Source organism: Nitrospira sp., assembly GCA_024998565.1.
Classification (GTDB): Bacteria; Nitrospirota; Nitrospiria; order Nitrospirales; family Nitrospiraceae; genus Nitrospira_A.
The window spans coordinates 240,985-261,471 of sequence record JACOEM010000001.1 but is presented as its reverse complement, the minus strand read 5'-3'; the positions used below and the strand labels follow the sequence as shown (position 1 = coordinate 261,471).

At 58.4% G+C, this 20,487-nt stretch carries 19 protein-coding genes, 2 tRNA genes and 1 other RNA gene; 11 read left to right on the top strand and 11 right to left on the bottom strand.

Translation table 11 applies throughout. The annotated features are described in order from the left end of the window. Nucleotides 1-9 precede the first annotated feature (9 nt). From H8K11_01320 to H8K11_01290, 7 genes are all read right to left on the bottom strand, one after another. Nucleotides 10-327 (bottom strand): helix-turn-helix transcriptional regulator, encoded by a 318-nt coding sequence (locus H8K11_01320; GenBank protein ID MCS6262369.1) that lies wholly within the window; start codon nucleotides 325-327, stop codon nucleotides 10-12. 267 nt (nucleotides 328-594) lie between these two features. Continuing rightward, the gene (locus tag H8K11_01315; protein MCS6262368.1) at nucleotides 595-2,391 is read right to left on the bottom strand and encodes a sigma-54-dependent Fis family transcriptional regulator; all 1,797 of its coding nucleotides are present in this window, start codon (nucleotides 2,389-2,391) and stop codon (nucleotides 595-597) included. After that, a complete protein-coding gene (locus H8K11_01310) occupies nucleotides 2,381-2,917 on the bottom strand; it encodes a GTP-binding protein (GenBank protein ID MCS6262367.1) in 537 nt (178 codons plus the stop codon). The genes H8K11_01315 and H8K11_01310 overlap by 11 nt, the downstream gene beginning before the upstream one ends. Before the next feature lie 12 nt (nucleotides 2,918-2,929). After that, entirely contained in the window at nucleotides 2,930-4,660 is a 1,731-nt protein-coding gene (locus tag H8K11_01305; GenBank protein ID MCS6262366.1) for an OmpA family protein, read from the bottom strand. Nucleotides 4,661-4,776: 116 nt separating this feature from the next. Further along, on the bottom strand, nucleotides 4,777-5,394 hold the full coding sequence (locus H8K11_01300; protein MCS6262365.1) for a hypothetical protein: 618 nt from the start codon (nucleotides 5,392-5,394) through the stop codon (nucleotides 4,777-4,779). A 132-nt stretch (nucleotides 5,395-5,526) separates the two neighbouring features. Next, nucleotides 5,527-6,327: a mechanosensitive ion channel family protein gene (locus H8K11_01295; GenBank protein MCS6262364.1), complete on the bottom strand. Its 801-nt coding sequence runs from the start codon at nucleotides 6,325-6,327 to the stop codon at nucleotides 5,527-5,529. A gap of 18 nt (nucleotides 6,328-6,345) precedes the next feature. Continuing rightward, nucleotides 6,346-8,454 carry an AsmA family protein gene (locus H8K11_01290; protein ID MCS6262363.1) on the bottom strand — a complete coding sequence of 703 codons (2,109 nt, stop codon included), beginning with the start codon at nucleotides 8,452-8,454 and terminating at the stop codon, nucleotides 6,346-6,348. 218 nt (nucleotides 8,455-8,672) lie between these two features. On the opposite strand from H8K11_01290, the gene H8K11_01285 reads away from it, so the two are divergent. The 6 genes from H8K11_01285 to H8K11_01260 all read left to right on the top strand — a co-directional run bounded on the left by H8K11_01285 (nucleotide 8,673) and on the right by H8K11_01260 (nucleotide 12,407). Beyond that, nucleotides 8,673-8,762: transfer RNA gene (locus H8K11_01285), tRNA-Ser, on the top strand. Nucleotides 8,763-8,832: 70 nt separating this feature from the next. Further along, nucleotides 8,833-8,932: signal recognition particle sRNA small type (gene ffs, locus H8K11_01280), an RNA gene on the top strand. Between the two features lie 81 nt (nucleotides 8,933-9,013). Beyond that, the gene (gene dnaX, locus H8K11_01275) at nucleotides 9,014-10,891 is read left to right on the top strand and encodes a DNA polymerase III subunit gamma/tau (protein MCS6262362.1); all 1,878 of its coding nucleotides are present in this window, start codon (nucleotides 9,014-9,016) and stop codon (nucleotides 10,889-10,891) included. After that, entirely contained in the window at nucleotides 10,888-11,211 is a 324-nt protein-coding gene (locus tag H8K11_01270) for a YbaB/EbfC family nucleoid-associated protein (GenBank protein MCS6262361.1), read from the top strand. The genes dnaX and H8K11_01270 overlap by 4 nt, the downstream gene beginning before the upstream one ends. Before the next feature lie 36 nt (nucleotides 11,212-11,247). Beyond that, on the top strand, nucleotides 11,248-11,850 hold the full coding sequence (gene recR / locus H8K11_01265) for a recombination protein RecR (GenBank protein MCS6262360.1): 603 nt from the start codon (nucleotides 11,248-11,250) through the stop codon (nucleotides 11,848-11,850). A 140-nt stretch (nucleotides 11,851-11,990) separates the two neighbouring features. Continuing rightward, nucleotides 11,991-12,407, top strand: a complete 417-nt coding sequence (locus H8K11_01260) for a TraR/DksA C4-type zinc finger protein (GenBank protein ID MCS6262359.1) — start codon at nucleotides 11,991-11,993, stop codon at nucleotides 12,405-12,407. Between the two features lie 68 nt (nucleotides 12,408-12,475). Here H8K11_01260 and H8K11_01255 read toward each other — a convergent pair whose 3' ends face one another. Both H8K11_01255 and H8K11_01250 read right to left on the bottom strand, forming a co-directional pair. Beyond that, on the bottom strand, nucleotides 12,476-13,621 hold the full coding sequence (locus H8K11_01255) for a hypothetical protein (protein MCS6262358.1): 1,146 nt from the start codon (nucleotides 13,619-13,621) through the stop codon (nucleotides 12,476-12,478). Nucleotides 13,622-13,771: 150 nt separating this feature from the next. Then, nucleotides 13,772-14,101, bottom strand: a complete 330-nt coding sequence (locus H8K11_01250) for a hypothetical protein (GenBank protein ID MCS6262357.1) — start codon at nucleotides 14,099-14,101, stop codon at nucleotides 13,772-13,774. Between the two features lie 552 nt (nucleotides 14,102-14,653). Here H8K11_01250 and H8K11_01245 point away from each other — a divergent pair. Both H8K11_01245 and H8K11_01240 read left to right on the top strand, forming a co-directional pair. Beyond that, nucleotides 14,654-14,914: a hypothetical protein gene (locus tag H8K11_01245; protein MCS6262356.1), complete on the top strand. Its 261-nt coding sequence runs from the start codon at nucleotides 14,654-14,656 to the stop codon at nucleotides 14,912-14,914. Next, on the top strand, nucleotides 14,898-15,317 hold the full coding sequence (locus tag H8K11_01240) for a putative toxin-antitoxin system toxin component, PIN family (GenBank protein ID MCS6262355.1): 420 nt from the start codon (nucleotides 14,898-14,900) through the stop codon (nucleotides 15,315-15,317). The genes H8K11_01245 and H8K11_01240 overlap by 17 nt, the downstream gene beginning before the upstream one ends. A gap of 630 nt (nucleotides 15,318-15,947) precedes the next feature. On the opposite strand, the gene H8K11_01235 is transcribed toward H8K11_01240, so the two are convergent. Beyond that, the gene (locus H8K11_01235) at nucleotides 15,948-16,121 is read right to left on the bottom strand and encodes a hypothetical protein (GenBank protein MCS6262354.1); all 174 of its coding nucleotides are present in this window, start codon (nucleotides 16,119-16,121) and stop codon (nucleotides 15,948-15,950) included. Between the two features lie 1,760 nt (nucleotides 16,122-17,881). Here H8K11_01235 and H8K11_01230 point away from each other — a divergent pair. From H8K11_01230 to H8K11_01220, 3 genes are read left to right on the top strand one after another with little or no spacing between them, the layout of a single operon-like run. After that, nucleotides 17,882-18,886, top strand: coding sequence for a replication initiation factor domain-containing protein (locus H8K11_01230; GenBank protein ID MCS6262353.1), 1,005 nt, complete (start codon nucleotides 17,882-17,884; stop codon nucleotides 18,884-18,886). 42 nt (nucleotides 18,887-18,928) lie between these two features. Continuing rightward, on the top strand, nucleotides 18,929-19,243 hold the full coding sequence (locus H8K11_01225) for a helix-turn-helix domain-containing protein (protein MCS6262352.1): 315 nt from the start codon (nucleotides 18,929-18,931) through the stop codon (nucleotides 19,241-19,243). Continuing rightward, the gene (locus H8K11_01220; GenBank protein MCS6262351.1) at nucleotides 19,230-20,351 is read left to right on the top strand and encodes a site-specific integrase; all 1,122 of its coding nucleotides are present in this window, start codon (nucleotides 19,230-19,232) and stop codon (nucleotides 20,349-20,351) included. The genes H8K11_01225 and H8K11_01220 overlap by 14 nt, the downstream gene beginning before the upstream one ends. Here the strand turns inward: H8K11_01220 and H8K11_01215 are convergent. Continuing rightward, a tRNA-Val gene (locus tag H8K11_01215) sits at nucleotides 20,308-20,382 on the bottom strand. The two genes, H8K11_01220 and H8K11_01215, sit on opposite strands and share 44 nt — an antisense overlap. Nucleotides 20,383-20,487 lie beyond the last annotated feature (105 nt).

Below are 20,487 nucleotides of genomic sequence, written 5' to 3'. Positions count from 1 at the left end.
CTGAGAGCGTCATTTGACGTTCGTCAGCTTCCGTGTCTCTTTGGCGCTCTGCGAGTCCGCCGAGGTGTGGGATGGATCTGTGCTATTCGCTGAGGGCATACGGAGTATGCCCTCAAGCAGCGCCAGGCGAAGCAGTTGTGCCGAGTTCGTCGCGCGGAACTTTCTCAGGAGATTCGCACGGTGTGATTCCACGGTCTTGGGGGCGATCTGTAGCCGCGCCGCAATTTCCTGGCTCGTCAGGCCGGCCCAAATGTGAGTGAGTATCTCGCGCTCTCTTGCCGTGGGCGCATCTGGTCGTGGGCGTGAGAAGGGAATGAGCTTATCCATCGGTTCTCCTTGCGATCGCTTCGATAGGTCTGCTGCGTCGCCCGTCTTCAGGGTTTTGCGCGCAGTGGTTTTCGCGGTAACCCACCTATCAAGCTCCATGCCATACACTGTACGTGTTGCTGCGCGACGATAAAATCTGGGTTCTCGGGTGAGGACCCTTAAGAAGCTCCCAGGATTGTCTGCGTATGAGACAAACGCTTTTGTCTCGCGCTGTGTCGCACGAGACATATCGAGACAGTGAGTGGGGGCGAGTGGTTGCGGGAGAGGTCAGCTGGTCGGGAGATCGAGTTCACTCAGTCGGCGGTAAAACGTGGCGCGGCTCATTCCCAGGAGGCGCGCGGCCTTCGTTCGGTTGCCACGGGCTTGTCCGAGGGCGGCCACGAAACGACTGCGCTCGTCTCCGCTGACAACCACTGCGGAGGGAGAGTCCATCGGCCCCTGACGAAGTTCGGGAGGAAGATCTGTGGCTTCGAGCGTGTCGCCCTTGCAATGAATCATTGCGCACTCGATCGTGCTCTTGAGTTCCCGCACATTGCCGGGCCAATGGTACTCCATCAGGGCCGCCATCGCCGCCGGGCTGGCGCGATGGATGACTTTCCCCATGCTGGCCCGTCCCTCGGTGAGGAAGGAGGCGACGAGAAGGGGAATATCCTCCTTTCGCTCCCTCAGCGACGGAAGCTGGATTCGTGAGACTCGAATCCGGTAGAGAAGGTCGGCGCGAAAGATTCCTTTCGCCACGTCCTGGCTCAAATTGTGGTGGGTGGCGGTCAACACGCGCACGTTCACTTTTCGCGGTCTGGTTTCACCGAGCCGAGTGACTTCCTTCTCCTGCAGTACGCGAAGTAGGTTGGTTTGGACGTTGTGGGGGATATCGCCGATCTCGTCGAGGAACAAGACTCCGCCCTGCGCGGCCTCGAAGAGCCCCTGCTGGTCGTCGATGGCTCCGGTGAAGGCGCCTTTCTTGTGGCCGAAGAGTTGGCTGCCCAGCAGCGAATCCGTGAGCCCGGCGCAGTTGGCTGCAATGAAGGGGCCTTTATGCCGTGCGCTCGCCTGATGTAACGCGCGGGCCACCAATTCTTTCCCCGTGCCGGTCTCACCTTCAATCAGGACCGTGGAGTCGACACGGGCCAGATCCTGAATCTGTTCGTAGATCTGCGTCATCCCTCGGCTCTTACCGACTAAATCATGATAGTGCGCTTTCAACTCCAGCAGGCGACGCAAGTGGTGGACGTCGGTCATGTCGTGGAGAAACATGATCTTGGTTCCGGTGTCCCGTGGATCGTCTTGCAGTTCGATCTCCAGCCAGAGGTGCCGCCCGGCCTGGGTTTCGACATGGCACTGCACTCGTTCGCGCCGGGGTGCGGGTTGCTGCAACATCGACTGCAGGGCCAGGCGGTCCGGTTTCGTCAGCGGGAGCAGGGTCTCCCAGAGCAGACCGTCGGGCCTGCCGGTTGCGGGCGTGTCCAGCAGACGAGCTGCGGAGGCGCTGAGAAACCGCACCTGCCCCTCCTGGTTGATGAGGAGGGTGGCCAGTCCGAGCTGCTGCAAAATGACGGCGACGTCGTCCCGCGACCGCTCCATATCCACCAGTTTTGTGGTGAGCTCGTGCTGGGTGCGTTGGTGTCCGCGATTGTGTTCATGCTGCTGAAGCACTTGGTCGCGGGCTCGCTGGAGGAGAGTGGCCTGTTGGTCATAGGCTGCCGTGCTTCGTTGGATCAGCAAGAGACGGCTGGGACCCAGTCGCAGTGCCATGGCATGAAAGTGCCAGGGTTCCTCGGCCGCGGGCTGCTGGCTCCAAAACCCCGAGTGCGCGATGTCGTCGCCGTCTTTCTGCCATGCATCGGCTGCGTCGGCCAGGAAATTTTGAAGCACTGGAGTGTGGACCCCGACGGACAGTTGCAGAGTGTCCCGGGCATCGGGGTAGAGGGTGAAAAGCCAGGACGGCGGGTGCCCGATGATGCGGAATTCTGAACCGGTCACGTGTTCGAGGATGGCAATTTGGAGCCGCTGCAGCAGATCCGTGCAAAGTCGGTCCGGTGCAGACGGGCGGGTGTTATACGCCATCGGTTGTTCCTGCAGGGGGTGTTTCCTGTAGTGTGCCGAGCATGGCGCGGGTGAGAATCGTGAAGGCCTCCTCGACGCCCTGCCCTGTCTTGGCACTGGTCACGAGCACCGTCCACCCACGTTGGGCGAGCTGGGCGAGGTCCTGGTCGGTCACTTCCCAATCCGCCCGTCGGTCCAGTTTATTGATGAGGACCACAAACGGAACCGGACCGAGTGCATCCGCCACGGTCAGTTGGATGTGCAACGCGATGTCCAGCGTGGCCCGCCGCATTCCGTCCAGGACCAGCAGGTACCCGGACGATCCGCGCAGATACGAGCGGCGCAACTTTTGGAATTCGTCTTCGCCGTAGAGATCCCAGAGCACCAACGTCACGGCCTGGCCGTCCATCGACAGCGTTTTCTTGTCGACGGTCACTCCGATGGTTGTTTGATATTGCTCGGAGAAACAGCTGGTGACAAAGCGGCGCACGAGGCTGGTTTTTCCCACAGCAAAGGCGCCCAGCATGCAGATCTTTTTTTCGATCATGTCAGGGGCGTCTCATGAAGCGGGGTGAACAGTCGCCTGAAAGGATACTCGCCGGTCCTGGGGCAATGTGGCGGCACCCTGAGATGGTGCAGATTCAGGGGCCGGGCCGATCCCGCGCGCGTGAAACGTGATCGCGGAAAAGGTCGCCGGATGAAGGGCCTCGAGCACCGACCGGGCGCGATCTTCACTGAGTCGCTGGTTCCGGTTTGGCCGGCCCAGGACGTCGGTCTGGCCGGTGACCTCCATCGTTACCGTGGCGCCGGAGAGTCGTGCCATCTCGTCCAGCTGATGCAGAAGCTCTGAAATGCGACGTACCCCCTGAAGTTGTTCTGGTGATTGGATCGTCACGGTTCCTTGTTCGAACAAAATCCAGACTCCTGCCATCCGTTGGGCCAGTGCCTCAAGGGATTGAGCGACGACGGCGTCGTCGTCATATTCGGTAATGCCGGGGAGCAGCCGCGCCAACGGCCGGCTCTGCCGGATCCACTCTGCGGTGGCTGTGCCGATGGCCGTCAGGCGCGGCCCTTTGAGGGTCAGGCGAACGGTGTCCGGGGGGGACAGGACGCTTCCGGCTCGTGTCAGGGTGAACGCGGCGTCGAGGGCGTAGTAGGGACTCCATTTCGCTTCGACCCGATCGGCGGCCACTCCACTGTCTTGCAGCAACGTAGCCGGATCAGCGGCCAACGGGTCGCGCAGCCCGGTGAGCACATACCGGTTGCCTTCTGCATGTGTGGAGGTGACGACGAGGCCCGGTTCCGAGGCCAGTCGCTCCAGATAGGCCTGCCAGTGTCGGCGGTCTTGAAAGGCCGACACTCCCCACCAGACTGCTGCCAGGACGATCGCCGCCAGGAAGATCCATGTGATGGGCGCGATGGCACGCCGGTGCGGTTCAACCTGGGTCCGCAGGCACTCTTCCAGGAGCGGGGTGGTCCCGGCAAAGGGTGCCGCATCACCGCTGAAACGTGTCAGCGCATCGAAATGTTCGGCGTGAATGCGAGTGAGCGTGTCCTGGAGGTGAACGTGAAACGTCTCCGGTGGCGTGCCCCGTATGACGGCCGCGAGAATTGCCGAGGGGCCCTGTTCGATCCAGACCGTCAGATCACCGACTTGCAACGTGTTCAACGCTTGGTCGGGCGTTGCGCCGAACGAATCCTGGACGAAGCTCCGAATCGCCGACAACATGCCCGAGACCAGGGTCTGATCCTGCACGGCGACCGCGTCGCCGGCCGCATGCGCGAGCAGCAGCCCGGTCTGTGCATGAATGAGAAAGACCTGCTCGACGCGATAGCAGAGGGTATGCAGCAGGACGATTTCAGCGAACGGTTTGCCGGTGCGCAAGGCCTCCAGCCGCCACTGTATGCTTCGGATCGAGAGGCTGTGTTCAATGGTTTGGTTGAGCGATTGCACCATGCTGCGCAAGGCATTGGCGATGGCCTGGCGGATCGCCGGCATCATGATCGGGGCGATCGCATCGACGATCATGTGGGGCTGTTTGCGCACGGAGACCCCCAGCGCCTCTGAGACGTGAGGAGTCAGCGCATGGGTCAGCCGGTGGTCGGTCTCTCCACGGAGCGCGATCGCTTCGGGAAGCACACGATTCAGATTGTGAGCGTTCAGGTCGAGGTGTTCGACCTGCTCCTGTAGTTGCTCCAGACGCGATTGCTCGGGCGCCAGGAGGAGGCTCCGCAATTCGGCATAGTCGCGATCGACTGCCGGCGTGAGAGCTTTAGGTGCGTGCGCCATCCCGTCTCCGTGGCCTGAAGGAAGGAGAGTATTCTATACGACACATCGTTGCCGGGGAAACAGTCGTATGCGCGATCTGAAGGGCAGACCGGAACCGTTGACCAATCGGCGTGGAGTTAGGCCTGCTGCGGAGGCTGATCATGCGAGAGCCTCTGTGAGAGTTCCTGGAACAACGTCGCAAGGGATGCGCGGTCGGTCTTTTGGTGTGAGAGTTGGCGAACCGCATCGTCGAGGGTGGCCGATAAGGCGGCGTGCTGCTGGGTGAAATCACCGGAGAGGGATGTCGCCTGGTTCTGGAGTTGGGTGCGCAAATCGTGATGCGCTTGCTCGCTCTGTTCCCGCAGCTGGGTCGCGGTCTGTTGGAGCACGCCGGCCAGCGTCTGCAGTTCCGTGGTCAGGCGTCCGACGGCATCGGTGCGGTCCTGTTCTTCCGCCGTCAAGCGGCCCGTCACCGTGTCCACTTCTTTTCGAATGTATTGCTCCAGCGAGGCGAATCGTTCCTTGAGGTCGTTCCGTAATTGTGCGGCTTCTGCCAACAGCTGAGCTTCAAGTTTGGCGAACCGGCGCTCATGATCACGGACCTGGGCGCCGAACAGAATGTCGCGGATCTTGTCGAGGTTGGTGCCGGCTGCATGTTCGTCGGTCAGCGCGGATTCCGTTTCTGTGTCGGCGAGACTGCTGCCCGAGGTTCGTTCTGAACGTCGGGGGCGATCGAGGTCCGTCTGCCTGCTCATGATGGGATCTCCTTGGTCGCTCGTTCTATCACGAAAGGGGTCTAGACTAGCATGTTGCGCCGGGGTCAACAAGTCAGGCCGGAGGCCGACGGCGTGGATGTGCGCTCTGGAGGGTGATTTTCGGCTCTGGTCTTAGGAAGGATTAAGTAGTCGTACCTCGCGCTGGGGAAAGGGGATGTCCACCCCATCGGCTTGTAATCGTTGAAGGATCGCTTGGTTGAGTTCGATGTGTGCGGCTCCGACGGACGCGACTTGGACCCAGGGCCGAATGGACAGGGTAATGGAGGAATCGGCGAAACCTGCAATCCCGATCATCGGAGCCGGGTCCTGAAGTACTTTGGGGTGTCGGGTGACGAGGTCGCGCAGCACGCGTAGTGTGGTGTCGATATCGGTTTGGTATGACACCCCGATGGAGAGATCCAGCTGCCGAATCGTGCCGAAGTTGTGCAGAATCTCTCCGACGACTTTGCGATTGGGGATCACGATCCGGGAGTGATCCGGATGCATGAGCGTCGTCGTGAAGATATCGATTTTTGCGACATCCCCGTGCACCCCTAAGAGCGACACATGTTCGCCGACCCGGTAGGGTTTGGTGAAGATGATCGAGAGGCCGGCCACGACATTGCTCAAGACGCCCTGCAGGGCAAGGCCCATCCCCAAGCCGGCCACGCCGAGCCCGGCGACCAGCGGCGCGATTTGCAGGCCGAGTTGATCCAGCGCGATCAGAAGGCCGAGGATTACCACGAGGGCCTTCACCAGACGCAGCAGCAGCAGGCGAAGCGGTGGCTCCAGGTCCTGCTCGTTGAGCCAGCGCTCGAAGAGTCGCCCCACCGATTTGGCGACGAACAGGGCGGCGACGACGACCAGGATCGCCCCCATAATTCGAAATCCGTATTGCACGATGTATTGAGTGACCAGATTGGCCAACGACATGCGTCCTCCCCGCAACTGCTACCGCCCGAAGAGCCCCTTCAAGAGGTCCTTGCCTTGCTGTTTGAGATCGTCCGGTTTCGCGGACCCCTTCAAGAGGTCTCCCACGGCGCCTTTGACCTTTTCTTTCACCTGCTCTTTGACCTTTCCGGCAAACATTTTTGTGTCGAGTCCATAGGAAGGGGCCTGCGTGCTGCCGGTAATGAGCAGCGGCAGCGAGAGACGCCCGCCGGTCAGTGCGACTCTGGCGATGGGAGAACCGGCCGCAATCTTCTGGCTCAAGGCCTGGGATAGATTCAAATTCAGTTTCATGTCGAGCGACTGATCGAGGCCGATCGTCCCGCCGCCGGTGGCCTGAAAATCATGGCTGTCGATGAGGAGTCGCTGGACGGCGATCAGCCCTTGTTTGATCGCAAAGTCGCTTTCGATGGTGGAAAAAGCGGTGGCTTTGACGTTGTCTAAGGAAACGCCGACCACTTTGAGCAACATCGAGGCCTGCTGCAATAAATTGATCCCCTCGATTTTCCCTTCTTTCACTGCCACACGGCCGGTACCTGCGAGGGCCTTGACGAGGTCCGGATGGGTAAATCCACGCCCATTGACTGCCAGTTCGGCGTTGGCGGTTCCGCTCATGGACACCTGGTCGGTGCCGACGGCCTGAAGGGCTGGTCCGAGTTGGAGGCCTTGAATCGAGACCGTGCCGTTAAAGGGGGGAGTGGCGGAACCCAGGCCGAGCGTTCCTTGCGTGCGGACGAATCCGCCGAACAGTTGGAGCGAGGCGTTGGTGAGGCGAGCCTCCTGTCCCTTCATTTCGGCTGCGGCCTGCAGGTCTTTGACCTCCACGGGCTTCTTCAGTGTCAGCGCGATTGGCAGGTCAGTCGTGTTGATGAGTTTTGAGTTGGCAGTGATTTTCGCCAATCCGCCGAGCACCGATCCTTTGACCTCGATACGTGAGCTCCCCATGGCGACGGTGAGGCCCAGGTTCGGAATCTCGGCGAGTTCGAGTGGCGCGGCTCCTTCCTTGGGCGGATATTTGGCCCGGAGGTTCACATGAAGGTCCTTGAGTTCGACCGGCTTCGTAAGGGGGATGGCTACCGGAAGATCCGCGGAGTTGATACTGGCGGATGCCGCCGTCAGGTTGGCCAAACCTTTAGTGGCCGTGCCTTTGACGTTGATCGCCGATCCGCCCATGACCAGGGTCAATCCCAGATCGGTCAGATCGACCTGATTGGCGGGCGGGGTGTCGGGCGGAAGCGGGTAGAGGGCATGGACGGTGAGATGCACATCCTTGATCTGGACCGGCTTCGTCAGCGGCAGTGCGATAGGGAGATCCGCCGTGTCGATCTGCAGGGCATTGACGGTGGCGTCCAGGTTCCCACCGACCGCGCGTCCTTTGAGGCCGACCGCCACCTTTCCCAGTGCAAGGTTGAAGGTAAATGATTTCAGGTCCAGGGTTTCAACGAGTGGACCGAACGTGCCATCGAGCCGGACGGGCAGGTTGTAGGGCTGCACGGTTGCCCCTAGGTGGACGGTGGGGCTTTCGCCGAGATGGACCGAGGTGAGCAGGAACTCGAGATTAGTGACGGTGTACTCGGTCGGTTTCGGGGTGGACTCGTCGCGATATGAGAGGGTTCCCCCGTCGATCGAGACCCGGTCCACCGCAAAGAGCGCCAGGATTTGGAGGGGACTCCCGGGCGCCTGCGCGGGGGCCTCAGGCTTCGAAGGAGCCGGCGGAGCCGGTGATTTGGCACCGAGGGTCGAGATGTTGAGTTGGCCCTGGGCATTTTTCAGGACCGTGATGACCGGGTCACGCAGGGTGATCTCCTCGACGTCGACTGTGCCTTTGAGCAGCGGCAGCAGCTTGACGCCGACATCCAGTGAAGAGAGTGATGCGAAGGGGCCTGTGCGAAAGGCCGGATCGTCCTGCACGACAAAGCTGCCGACCCTTGCGCCGATGCGTGGCCAGATGGTCAGTCGAATGTCCTGCAATTCGACCTTCCGGTTGAGGGCCTCTTCGATTAAGGGGCGGTACCGGTCCTGATATTTGTTCAGATCGATGAGGAATGGTAACGCGACGATCAGGACGATGAGCAGCAGGATCACGACACTGATCCCGACCAGGATTTTCATCACGTACCTCCGCTGAAATAGTCCCGCAGTATAGGAATGCGCGCAGGAGTGGTCAATGGTGGCATCCTGAGGGCAGTCGCCACGGAGCCCTCGGGGGCTCTCGCCTTCAAAGCCGGACTTCCCATCGTCGTCGCAGTGGCATGTTTGCAGGCTCCGGCTTACCTTGCCGCACCAAAACCTGCGTGATAAGATGCGTCCCCTTGAAGTCGTCCGATCGCGGAGAGGTGCGAGAGTGGACGAATCGACATGCTTGGAAAGCATGCGTCTCGGCAACGGGACCGTGGGTTCGAATCCCACCCTCTCCGCCAAACAGAGCTAGCTCGACCGCGAGCCATTCTATGACTCTAGGCGAGCGGAGAAGATCCTTTAGTGTAACGGGGCCGGGCCCTGTGCAACAGAACCCTGTGAACCCCGCCAGGTCCGGAAGGAAGCAACGGTAAGCGGTTCGTTCTGTGTGCCGCAGGATCACCTGGCCCCACTTCTTCGATGACATCTCGCGCGACGCGTCAGGCGCCGCCAGCACGGACGAGCACCACCGCCCCGACACGATCGACGCAACATGGACTACCAAGTTTCCGCGAGAAAATACCGGCCCGGGACGTTTGACGATGTCATCGGGCAGTCCCACGTCGTGCAGACGTTGATGAACTCGATCGCGACAAAGCGGATTGCCCATGCGTTCCTCTTCTCCGGAACCCGCGGCGTGGGGAAAACGACGGTCGCCCGGATTTTGGCCAAAGCGCTCAATTGCGAACAGGGGCCGACGGGAACGCCGTGTAATACTTGTGCGAATTGCCAGGAGATTACGCAGGGCACGTCGGTGGACGTGGTCGAGATCGACGGGGCCTCGAACACCAGCGTGGACGACGTTCGCGAGATTCGCGAGAACGTCAAGTTTACGCCGTTCCGGGGACAGTATCGTGTGTACATTATCGACGAAGTGCACATGCTCTCCAATTCAGCGTTCAATGCTCTGCTGAAAACGCTTGAGGAGCCCCCCGCGCATGTGGTGTTCATCTTCGCAACGACAGAAATACATAAGATTCCCGCGACGATCCTGTCCCGCTGTCAGCACTACAATTTTCGCCGGATCGCCAAAGCCGAGATCGTGCAGCGGTTGCGGCATGTCGCCGATCAGGACGGGTTGACCATCGAAGACCGCAGCCTGATGGCTTTGGCGCGGGCCAGCGAAGGCAGCATGCGTGACGGGCTCAGTTTGCTGGATCAGATTATTGCGTTCGGCGGCAACACCATTCGCCACGAAGATCTCGAAGCGTTGCTCGGTGCGGTTCCGCAGGAACGTATACGGGCCATGGTCGAAGCAGTAATCCAGCAGGACAGCGCCAAGGCGTTGCAGGTCATCGCGGCGTTGTTGGATCAAGGACATGACGTGCGCGCCTACTGCGCCGATCTGGTGGAATATGTGCGGAATATGCTGGTGGCGGCGGTCGTGCCGTCAGGGCCTGAATTGCGGAGCCTCATCGAAGCGACCGAAGAAGATTTGGCGCAGCTGGCTCGTGACGCCGAGCGGTTCACCGTCGAGCAATTGCAGGAATTGTTTCGGATGTATGCCGCTGCGGAAGACAGTTTGCGCGTCAGTGCCCATCCGCGGTTTGTGCTCGAAACGGCGGCGGTTCGTGCCACCCGGTTATTACGAACCGCTGAGGGTCAGCAGCCATCCAGCCGCCTTCCTGTTCAGCCTGAGAAACCGGCAGCCGATCGCCGGGTCATGACACAGACGCCTGCGCAATCTCAGGATAAGGCGGTACCGTCTCCTGCGCCCGTCGCCAAAGCCGCCGGTGCGAAAGGTAGCCAGGACACTGTTGCAAAGTCGTCTGCTGCTGGTGGGAGCGCCCCCAAGGCGCCCTCTGCCGCACCGCTGCGTGAAGCAGCGGTTCCGTCTGTTCGCCCGCCGGCGGCTCCCCTATCGGCTCCTGTGGTTTCTCCGGCTTCCGCTGCGCCGGTTCAGCAGGAACCCAAGGCTGTTTCTTCTGTCGAGGCGTCGGCTGTGGCGGCCGAAGTGAATTGGGAGCAGTTTCAAGAAGCGGTTTCCACGAATCATCCCAATATCGCGCCGTTCCTTGAAATGGGTCGTCTGGTCAAGATTGAGGGCGGGTTGATCACGTTGGGGTTTGCCAAGCAGGCCACGACCGCGCGGTCGATGTTGGAGAAGGAAGACAACCTACAAGCCTTGGCGGCGTTGGGAGAACGTCTTTACGGGTGTGCCGTACGAATTCGAATCGTCGAGGTGGCGGAACAGGATCCAGGGGCCGCCCCTACGATGAAACAGATCCGGGTTGCGAAGGAGCAGGAACAGCGCCTGATCTTGACGCAACAGGCGAAGGCGCATCCCCTTGTTAAACAAGCCCTGGAGATGTTCGGCGGAGAGCTGGCGGAAGTTCGCACGACGGCTCCGGCGCAGGAGGTACAGGAATGAAGAGTTCATTCGGGAATATGTCCAACATCTTGAAGCAAGCCCAGGCCATGCAGGAACAGATGGCCAAGGTGCAGGAGCAGGCCGCCACCAAGACCGTTTCCGGGACTGCGGGCGGCGGGATTGTGACGGTGACGGTCAACGGGGCCATGGATCTGCTGAGCGTGAAGATCGATCCGGAAGTCGTGAAGGCCGGCGATGTCGAGATGCTGCAGGATCTGGTCGTAGCGGCCGGCAACGATGCGCTGAAAAAATCCCGTGAAATGATGGCGGAAGAAATGAAGGCCGTGACGGGCGGGATGAAGATCCCCGGGTTGTTTTGATGGCGGTGGCGCGCTTCCCGGATGTGATGATGCGTTATGAGTGTTGATCAGCAGGGCCTGTTGGCGAAGTTAGTGCGGGAGTTGGTGCGTCTGCCCGGCATCGGCCAGAAAAGCGCGCAGCGGCTGGCCTTTCATCTGCTCAAGGCAGAGCGGGAAGATGCGATGCGCCTTGCCGAAGCGATTCAGGCGGTGAAGGACGGACTGTCCTTCTGCCGACAATGCCGGAATATTGCCGAGGGCGAACTCTGTGAGTTCTGCCGGGATCCCAAGCGGGATCGCAGCAAGATTCTCGTCATTGAAGAGCCCAGTACGTTGTACGCAATAGAACGGGCCGGCGGCTATCGAGGCCTGTATCATGTCCTGCTCGGGGTGTTGTCTCCGTTGGACGGTGTCGGACCATCGGACATTCGTGCCGAGGAGCTGCTGGATCGAGTGAAGGCGGGTGGAGTGGAAGAGGTCATCGTGGCGACGAATCCGACGATCGAGGGGGAAGCGACCGCCATCTACTTGACCCGGCTCTTGAAGCCGCATCATGTTCGAGTGACCCGCATCGCCTATGGCATTCCCGTCGGAATGGATATCGAGTATGCGGACGAAGTGACCCTCGTGAAGTCGATCGAGGGCCGGAGGGATCTCTGATCGGAATCCTCCGGATCGGGCATGGTGATGCCCCGGCGAAGCCTCGAAGAACCGATTGACCCCCTTGATTTCCGGCTGCTATAGTCGAATTTCTGTATACGGTCTGAAGACAATACCGGCATCTCTATTCCGAGTATTCGATGAAGACTCCCGCGAAAAAAACCACCGTCGCTCGGCGAAAGCCACCCAAGGTCAACAAGGCAAACGGGGTCAAGTATCCCGATATCCTGGCAGACCTTGAAGGGCAGCGTGCGGCGATTTTGGCTGAAGCCGGCGTGGTGCTAACGAATCCGACCGGTTTGGAAGTATTTCCCGATGTGAGTGATCAGGCTTCCGCTGAAGCCGACCAGCATTTCTCGTTTCGTATCCGGGAACGAGAGCGAAAACTGCTCAAGAAAATCGATGAGGCGCTGGGGCGATTTGCCACGCAGACCTACGGCATTTGCGAAGGCTGTGAGGGCGATATCCCCTACAAACGTCTGAAAGCCCGCCCTGTGACCACGTTATGCATTGAGTGTAAGACCAGTCAGGAAGAAGCCGAAAAGTCTCCCCGCTGATCTGCCCCCACGTTTCTCACGTTCGGCTCTACGCCGGGCGAGTGGCCACGCAGCAACCCAAATAGACGCTACTGATGCTTGAGTGCTTGCACGCGTTTTTGTGCGAGCGCGGCACGGTCCGTTTCTTCGAGGATGCCTTCGACGAGGGCCAGGTACGTTTCGTATTCCGTAATAGCTCGCCTCGGGTTGTCATCTGCGATGGCCTCGGCCACGTTGAAGCGGGCAATGGCGTAGTTAGGGCGCATCAATATGGCTTTTTCGAAGGAGGCCAGGGCATTTTTCTTCTCGCCCAGTTTCCAGTACACGGCACCAAGGTTGTTGACGACTTCCGGGGAATTGGGGCGTAGGGCTAAGGATGCGAGGAGTTCGCTTTTCGCCTTCTCCAGGTTGCCTGCCGCTTCCCAGGAGACGCCCAATCGGTGGTGAAGCTCCGCTTGCCAGACTGTGCCGGTGAAGCCTGAGGCGCTGGCTTTCTGGTAGGCGTCGAGGGCGATGACCTGGTTTTTCGTGCCGCAATAGGCCAGTTGCGCGGTTTGGCCGCGGGCGAACTGTTGCAGCGATGCGAAGGGTTCCTTGTCCTCAGACCCCTGGGTGTCGAGGTGCTGGCCGCCGGTGTGTTGAGCGGTATCGCGGAGGCGGTCAAGGAACTCCTTGCGATAGGGAGAAAAAAGCTTCACGTAGGGATCGACCGTAAAGGAGGCTTCGAGCAGGCGTTGGTTACCGCGATCGCCCAGCACGAGGTATCGCGTGGTCGTCTTTTCGTCGCCGGTGTCATAGATGGTGCTGCCTTCCATGTTCTGACGATCGGCCAATTGGGCCACGGTCAAATAGAACTCCAGGCTGGGTTTCAGCCGGGAGAGGGTATAGCGGAGTGTTTTGTAGGGGGCGAGATCGAGTCCGGAACGAAACACGAACAGCATCCCGACCAACGTTCCGTCTTCGTCGAAAAAATATGACTCGTCGCTCTTGGAGCGGCTTTGCTCAGACGGGATCTGGAGTTCCTGCCCGCTGCCCCAGGCGTGGGTGTGGGGGATGACTCCAGGATGTGCCGCTAGGAATGTCTGGCGGGAATCGCAGAGTTTTGTGGGGCCCAGGAGGTCAAGGTCACTCTCCGAGGGAGGAAGCGGGGGCCGGGCCGGTGGCGGAGTTTCGCATCCTGCCCACAGGGCGCAGACTGTGAACAAGAACGGCAGCAGTGAGAGGCGGCGATACATGGCCGGATTCGATGCCTCGGTTCAACGTGGCGCACGATCGAAGTGGCGAGCATACCTGAACGGCAAGCGAGATGCGACTGGCAAGAGGCGGGCGAGGAATGCTCACCTCACCGCCGGGAGAGGTCCCGGCCGGCAAGGTTTCCAGCAGGGTTACCGTCGCTGGGAGTCGATCATGGAATCTTCGGACGTATAACCGAAGAGATAGGGTGCGTGTTTAGCAATGGCGTAGAGGGGGCGGTTTACGGTGTAGTCAACGAGGTGGCCGACTGGATGAAGGATGAACGCAGCCCATCGATACGGGTGGTCGTTGGCTTGCGAGGCGGCCATGGGATCGGAATAGACCAGTGAGGTGCTGTCCATCGCACTATAAATACTGAGCGGCGCATTATAGTTCTGGTCTTGTGTCGCCACCTGATTGGTGGTCGAGCAGCCCGTGGTCAGAACCAGTCCCAATATGATCGTTGCTACAGTCCCGCGCATACCATGCCTCTCTTTCTTCTGTCGGAACATTCGTAAAAACGAAGTCTGTTCCTTGTGAGAAAAGTCTAGCGCAGGCGCCTGATTCTGTCCAGTTGAGGGCGCGGGCAGCTGGCTGCCGTAGGATGTCGAGATAAATTGAGCTGTTGCAGGATCGTAGTGGTGTTGGGTCGGTCGGGATATGAATGGTGGGCGATACTGGTATCGAACCAGTGGCCTCTTCCGTGTGAAGGTGAAAAGCTAGATTTTTGAATTGCTCGCTGTTGCAATGGTTTCCTCACAAAACCGTTACATGTCATGCGGTTAAGAGCTTTCTATCGAGTCTACTGTGTACAGGAGATTGTAAGGTTTTGGATAATTTCTGACACAAAAATGACCACAGTGAACTGGCCTCGGAAGACAGGATCATTAATCAGCGGGGATGGTCGAAAAATCGGGTAGTCCGAACAGTCTAGCAATGAACGACGGTCGAGCGGCTCGCAAAATCGCCCACCGCTGACTACAGAGCCGTACCACCATGGTATACTGCCTGCGGATACACTGGATGTGCTGCCGATGAAAGCCGTGAAGTACACCAAAGAAGGCGTCGTGATTCCCTCCTCGTGGATGAAGGGGTGGGGAAAAGCCGTCGTGGCGCACCGCGACTCCGACATCCTGATCTTGGAGTCCCCGGCCAGAGCGGCGAGTCGCAAGAAGCTGGTCCGTATGGTCAGCAAGCTCCGCCGCGCCACCCGTGAACTGGGCGTCACCCCCGAACAGATTGCCGCTGAGGTTGCAGCGGTTCGGCGCGAGCGCGAGCGTGCGCGTCGTTCTTGATACCAATATTTTCGTGTCCGGCCTGTTGTCCGCCGCAGGGCCCCCTGCCCGGATCATTCAGGCTGTATTACAGCGCCGCCTCATCCCCGTCATGAGCTCCGATACCTTCGCGGAACTGGAAGCCGTTCTGCGTCGCCCCAAACTCCAACGCGCGTTCACCCAAGCTGGGGTGAATATCACGAGCTTTCTGACCACAATCCAAGCCGAAGTGCAGATCGTCGATCCCCATCCCACGAACACCCCTCTGCGTGATGCGCATGATCGACCATTCCTCGATCTCATGGCGACCATCCCCCCACCTCAATACTTCGTCACCGGGGATAAGGATTTCGAGGCCTCACACTACAGCGGTGTGCCGGTCATTTCAGCCGCAGAGTTTGCCCGCCTGCTCGCGCACCGCTAGTCGATCCGTGCCTTGCGCCATAGTGCGAAGAGGCGAGCGTAACTGTCCGGTGCTCGAGTGGACGACGCCTCGCGCTATAAAAAGACTCCCGACCTCTTTATTCGACGTCGGCGATCTGACCTGTGACCTTGCTAGACTGTCGGGATAGATGGAGTTATTTCGTGAATCAGTTCCAGAGTCCAATGCAGGTGACTGCAATAAACAGTAGACCGAGGATGTAGTTATAGGCGATCAGAAAAGTGCGACCAAACCACTTTTTCAGCAAAGCCTGAGAGTAAAATGGTGCCCATTTATCAGGAGGATTTACTAAAGCAGGCCATCTCCTGTAGGTGCCATAAACAAGCATGACTCCCATAGAAAAAAAGAATAGTGCGAAAGGGATAGGCATGAATGTCATACATTTCTGAAGGTTAAAACTTAGATTTCTTACTGCTCTACCGTTGCATTGGTTCTCTTACAAAGCATTAAAAGCCAATGAGTGATCATTTCTGGTGAACATTCGCCACAGGGAGACGATGCGTATAGTCGTACCCCATCATAACGAGAATGTTACAACCTTGGTGTTCAGAGCGACAGCATCCCAGCTAGATTTTCATTCACCATTCAAGCCGTTATGCATGTTTTACGAAGTCAACATCGCGTGACGGTGCAGGAGTCAGTAGGTGGAAAATCAGACGGTCTTTTCTCAGGAGTGGCTTTGTCGTCATTGGGGCGCTTGAATCCGCTCTGGGCAAGGTATTTTGTGAAGGAGTTACGGTCGCGCTGGTTGCCTTGGATCTTCTTTTCCTTGATGAAATATTCCATGTCATCGGCCCTCTCCTCGGCCAACCGCCGAAGGCAAAACCCCCATATCTCAGCGTCATCTGGTGGCGGAACTACAGCACTTATGTCTACTCCCTCTTGCTCAAATTCATACTTGCTATAGTTTAGATTTCTGGCATTGCACAACTTGTCTCTAGCCCTAATCCACTGATCGGTGGATTTCGAGAGAGCAGTTCTCAAATCTCGTGCGTCCATAGAACGTCCCCATAACTCTAGAAGGTGCTTTTCTGCGACGCGCCGTCGCCTCTCAGCTACTTCCATATGAGCATATGCACATTGTGCGCGCCCCCATGTTCCTCCGGCATCGTCGCAAGGGTCGTAAATTCTGGCCTCAATACAGTCTGCGATTATCTCGGTGGCATTCGGGCTCTGCGTTTCTCGACAGTCCTTTCGCGTCAGAAGTAATATTTTGCCACTTGCGGTGCGTGGCAGCCCTTGCGGGAGTTCTGATGGACATCTTTGGCCTAGAGTCGAATCGTGTGAAGCGCAGTCGAAATATCGCAACGAAAGAATTTGCTTTTCGTATTGATCCAGAATACACGTGCGATTTTCGCATGCATTTCTTGCACGAAGCCATTCCTTCTGAAACTCTTTTAGCCTCAATCGATTTTCAGCGCTCACAGAGGTGACTGCAGATTTATATTCATCGGCAAGCACTTCATCTATTCGAGACAGTTCCTCATTAGCACAAATGTGTCGTTCCGCACGGTTTGCCGCTTGCTTACAATCAAAGCTTGCAGCGTGAGAGATTGGAGTGGAGAGAATTGTGCCAAGGACGGTACCCATACACAGCAAGAAAGCACTCAGCGATAACGCTTTTGATCGACAGTCTCTAATAGCACATCTGCTAGAGTGCGGCGATTTGTCGTTCAGCATGCTGGCTTCGTCGGGATGTCATTTGTGAAGATCGCGGCCTAGTTCGCGTTGTTGATGGGCGTGATTTTCGTTGTGAGCTGGTATGGGATGTTCGTGCCCTGAATGGCGGCATCGTAGCAAATTCACCTTTTTCTAAGGGCCTGAACCACTCTGTAAATGTGGAAACCTATTCCCACAACTGCAATGCATCCCCCCCCTACCATCAATGTCCAACTTAGCGTGAACCGAGTCGAAGGTTGGTGAAAGGCAACTCACAATCCTCCGACGAATAAGAGGGCTCCAACCGTCATAAGTATATTGCTGAATCTATTTAAGCTTGTGCTCGTCCTAAGTATCATTTCCCTTTGGAGTAAACGGCACACAGCCCAACGATAAAAGCATGGGGAACCTGTCCCTGATCGTACCCCACAAGGCTCCTAATTCCTCCCCAAACTTTTTTTCGCGCACCAGCCAAAAACGAGTCGATTTCTGCTTGCCCGATGTCCTCTCTCAGCGCGAAGCGCACAATTGCCGCTCTGAGCGCACTAAAGCGCACATACGCCTCCTTATGCCTACTTCCCTTCGTGTCTATTCTGTCCCAAAATCTGTCCTCTCCTGTCCCCTCATGACCGCTAGTGACCCCTTCCGGGTTCTTGGCTTCGCTCTGAGAATTCGCATAGGGTGAGACGAACGGGAGCAGGGCTCACAAGAAGGGGATACGTGTACGAGTTGGAGCGCGTCACACAGCAACATCGTCGTCCTTCGCCGGGAGACAAAGCCGGTCCGCGCCGCATGCCGATAGGCTGCGGGGCGGACCGGAATGGCCCCCGTCTTGGTAACACGGGGGCGCTACCCACAGCGCTCCGTACAGGAGTTCGATAGAGTCTATGGATTCTAGCTTCACCCTCACCAGTGATTGGCTGGCCTTTACCGTCCTGGCGAGCAACCCTGAAGAGACCATGCGGGTATTGGGTGGGGACTGGAGTAAGGCGAAAGGCGGCTTCCGAGGGTATCCCCTGTCTTGGATGAGGGCAGACGGCCTGCGCGGGGTCGGCAAACTGGGCACCAATGCCCCTCGGCGTCCGAATGAAATCCATGTGGATCTGTCGGGCGGCCTGGCGTCCGCCCTGACGCTGGATCAGATCCGAACCCTGCTCAAGTGGGTGCAAAAGCAGCAAGGGCATGTCACGCGCATCGACTGTGCGCTCGATGACCGAGCGGGAACTGTGCCAGTGGCAACAATTCGCGATGCGGTTTCGGCAGGCCAATGTGTCACAAGGGCGGCTCAGGTCCGGCATATCGTCTCGAAGCTGACGCACGGCACCGGGGCGACGACTGGCGAGACGATGTACTTTGGGAGTCCGCAGAGTCAGGCCCTATTGCGGATTTATGACAAGCGGCTCGAACTTCAGAGCAAGGGCCAGGAGAACTATCAGGATTACGGGACGCGATGGGAATTGGAATTGAAGAAAGATCGGGCCGAACAGTGTGCCCGAGCATTGGCAACGTTAGACGAAGCCGACTGGAAGGAGTTGGTAATCGGCTTACTCCGGTCCTATGTGGATTTCCGGCAGGTCCCAAAGGATGCCGAGGATGAGGAACGGTACCGGGCTCCTGTCTTGGAGTGGTACGCCCTCCTGACGGAGGGATTTCAGAAGGGGCGATTGGCCCAGGAAAAGCAGGTGCAGACCCTGCAAAACGTAAAACGATGGGTGAGTGACACCCTGACGCCGATGTTGGCGGTCATTTGTGCCACCCCTGGAGGGGAAGAATGGCTACTGAACGAAATTGTCAGGGGCATTGCTCGGTGGAAAGACCGACACCGCAATTTACTCAAGCAACCCACTCGGTTTCACCGGTCTGCCGGCGGTCACGCGGGCAGCCCATGTTAGGGAGACTGGGGGTGTCGCAAGACTCCCCGGTGTATCTGCATCATGCTCACCGTCAAAGAACTCTCCGCGTGGCTCAATATCAAACAATCCACGCTCTATCTATGGGTCTCACAAAACAAGATTCCTTGCCGTCGGATTCATGGCCTCGTCCGCTTCGAACCTGAGGCCATCCAGGCGTGGCTAAATGGCTTTTCTTCCACGTCTTCGAACCTCCCCCCTCGTGTGCCTCGGCATAAAGCTGGTGACGTAGACCACCTCATTGAAGCGGCCAAACGCGCCGTCTATACTCCTCGCCACGGGGAAACCAGACCAACAGCGAGCCCTCTTGGAAAGGAGAGTAACGATGGGGCTCGTTAAGCGAGGGAATATTTGGTGGATGAATATTGTGTTTCAGGGGCAGCGCATTCGCCGGTCGACGGGGTCATCGAATCGAGCCTTGGCTGACGCCATCATGGCGAAGGTGAAGGTGCAATTGATCGAGGGGCAGTATTTCGATCGGGCTGAAGAACAATCCCGAACCTTCAAGGAATTGATGGATCGCTTTGAGCGAGAGCACCTCGTGAAATTGGCCAGCCGACAAACCGGGCAGGCCTTCGTCAAGCGCTTCCGTGCCTACTTCGGAGAGCGGACGCTCGGCGAGATTACCCCCAAGCTGATCGTGGAGTATAAAAGTCTACGGTATGCTGCCGGGGTGAAACCTGCCTCGATCAATCGGGAGCTCACGTGTTTGAGGAAGGCCTTCAGCCTTGCTAAGCGAGAGTGGGAATGGTGCCGAGACAATCCGGTCAGCCGCGTGTCTCTCGAAAAGGGAGTGACTAAACGAGACCGGTGGCTGATGGAAGATGAGGAGGCGCGATTGCTCGATACCTGTCCGTCGTGGTTGCGCGAGCTCGTGGTGTTCGCACTCCATAGCGGGATGCGGTTGGGCGAGATCCTGTCACTGACCTGGACCGGCGTGGATCTGTTCCGAAGAACTGCAACCGTGTTTGAGTCGAAAAACGGGGAGCGGCGGACCGTGCCATTGAATCACACCGTGATGGCGCTTCTGACTGAGAAGGCCAAGGTGCGGCACATCAAAACCGCACTGGTCTTTCCAAGTCTCGCCGGTACACGGTTAGATCCCAACCATCTGCGACGGGCGTTACGGCCTGCGATGGCAAAGGCGGGCATCATGAACTGCCATTTCCATGACCTTCGTCACACCTTCGCAACGCGGCTGGTCCAGTCGGGCGTCGATCTCTACAAGGTGCAACGGCTACTCGGGCACAAGTCGCCGATGATGACGCAACGCTATGCGCATCATTACCCGGAAAGCCTGCGAGATGGAGTGGAGATTTTGGACCGACGGTCACACCGTGACACAAAAATGACCACAGTGCTGCGTGTGTCGGAGAGTGCTGTCTTGGAAGTCGTTGAAAAATTGGTGGGCGATACTGGTATCGAACCAGTGGCCTCTTCCGTGTGAAGGAAGCGCTCTCCCCCTGAGCTAATCGCCCACGCGGCCAGAGTCTAGCACGGTCTGGCAAAAGGGAGCAACAAACTCAGAGGGCCTTTTCCGGCAGGCCTGCCGATTGGTCTGCTTCCCGTTTCTTGACATCGAG